Origin of the sequence: Pueribacillus theae, from assembly GCF_003097615.1 — a bacterium.
GTDB classification, from domain to species: Bacteria; Bacillota; Bacilli; order Bacillales; family UBA6769; genus Pueribacillus; species Pueribacillus theae.
On the sequence record NZ_QCZG01000100.1, the window covers coordinates 1 to 1,688 of the forward strand.

General features: G+C 40.5%; 2 protein-coding genes. Both read right to left on the reverse strand.

Annotation, left to right across the window (positions count from 1 at the left end; all coding sequences use genetic code 11):
* Positions 1–97: 97 nt before the first annotated feature.
* The gene (ispG, locus tag DCC39_RS18825) at positions 98–1,195 is read right to left on the reverse strand and encodes a flavodoxin-dependent (E)-4-hydroxy-3-methylbut-2-enyl-diphosphate synthase (RefSeq protein ID WP_116556398.1); all 1,098 of its coding nucleotides are present in this window, start codon (positions 1,193–1,195) and stop codon (positions 98–100) included.
* Positions 1,196–1,325: 130 nt separating this feature from the next.
* The coding region (locus DCC39_RS18830) for a hypothetical protein (protein WP_240613707.1) at positions 1,326–1,688 on the reverse strand (363 nt) is incomplete at its 5' end.

Below are 1,688 nucleotides of genomic sequence, written 5' to 3' on the forward strand. Positions count from 1 at the left end.
ACACTTTTTTAGTGTAAGCTCCAACGCCTTACTTTTTATTTACTGGGGTTTTGTCCCAGCCTCTTTTGAAAATTTGATCTCATGCCCTGACTGATGATTATTGTTGGTTCGCTAATTTTGCATAATGTTCTTCAGCTAACTTATCAACTTCTTTTTTCAACTCTTCGACCATTTTGTCTTCAGGAATTTTACGGATAATCTCACCGTGACGGAAAAGGAGGCCTTCTCCTCTGGCTCCGGCTATCCCGATATCTGCTTCTCTTGCTTCGCCCGGACCGTTAACCGCACAGCCAAGAACTGCAACTTTAAGGGGGGCTTTTATCGTTGAAATGTATTCCTCGACTTCATTAGCAATGCTAATTAAATCAATTTCAATTCTGCCGCAAGTTGGGCATGATATGAGTGTAGCTGCGTTTGAAGCCAATCCAAATGATTTAAGCAATTCTCTTGCGACTTTTACTTCTTCAACTGGATCGGCACTTAACGATATTCTTAACGTGTTTCCGATCCCTTTTGATAAAATCGCTCCAAGCCCGGCTGCACTCTTCACCGTTCCGGCAAAAAGCGTTCCCGATTCTGTAATTCCAAGGTGAAGAGGGTAGTCAAAAGCTTTTGCAGCTTTTTCATAAGCTTCGATGGCTAAGTTAACATCCGAAGCCTTTAGAGAAACAATAATGTCGTGAAAATCGAGATCTTCCAATATTTTTATATGATGAAGGGCGCTTTCCACCATGCCGTCAGCCGTTGGATAACCATATTTTTCAAGAATTTTTTTCTCCAATGAACCAGCATTTACACCAATCCGGATGGGAATTCCTTTTTCTTTCGCTGCTTTTACGACGGCCTCAACTTTTTCTCTTTTTCCTATATTCCCAGGATTAATCCGGATTTTATCTGCGCCGCCTTCAATCGCTTTTAAAGCCAATCGATAATCGAAATGAATATCAACAACAAGGGGGATAGTAATTCTTTCTTTTATTTTTGGAATTGCTTCTGCGGCCCGCATATCAGGGCACGCCACTCGAACGATTTGACAGCCGGCTTCTTCCAAACGATTTATTTCAGCAACGGTAGCTTCAACATCGTGCGTCTTCGTTGTCGTCATACTTTGGACAACAACTTGATTGTTGCCGCCAATCGTTAAATTTCCAACTTTAACAGGTCTAGTTTTCGTGCGATGAGTTATCTCACTCATACATGTATCGCTCCTTTTATGCCATCAAGCAGGATAAATTCTCTGCGTCATTATATGTCATTACTAGCTATTGTAGCAATTGGAATGAATTTTTGGCAAGTTAAACAAGCATTTTCGGTCTTTTTAACATTTATTTATACAAAGGAAATTTGTAAGTTTCTCCCGCTTTTATCTCCATCGGATCCGTCTCAGGGTTCAATTTTTTGAAATCGTCAACTGCTTTATCAATCGATACTGGCAATGTGCCATTTAATTTCTCCATAGCTGACAGTACGGTTTCGCCAGGCGTAACAGCTAGTGACTCATAAGGCATGGAAACATCTTCTGATGGAGGCGCATCATCTAGTTTCTGCAACGTTCCTTTTGCCAAATCTAAATAAGTCGTATACCCAACCAAACATAAAAAGATAACAAGTATTGTTTTTTTCATGTTTATATCCATTCCTTTCGCTTCGCTCAAGGCACAAAACGCTATGAAACAATTGTGCCTCGA

Excerpts from the sequence above, each read along its gene's own strand:
- ispG (WP_116556398.1), bottom strand. The coding sequence starts at position 1,195 with ATGAGTGAGATAACTCATCGCACGAAAACTAGACCTGTTAAAGTTGGA.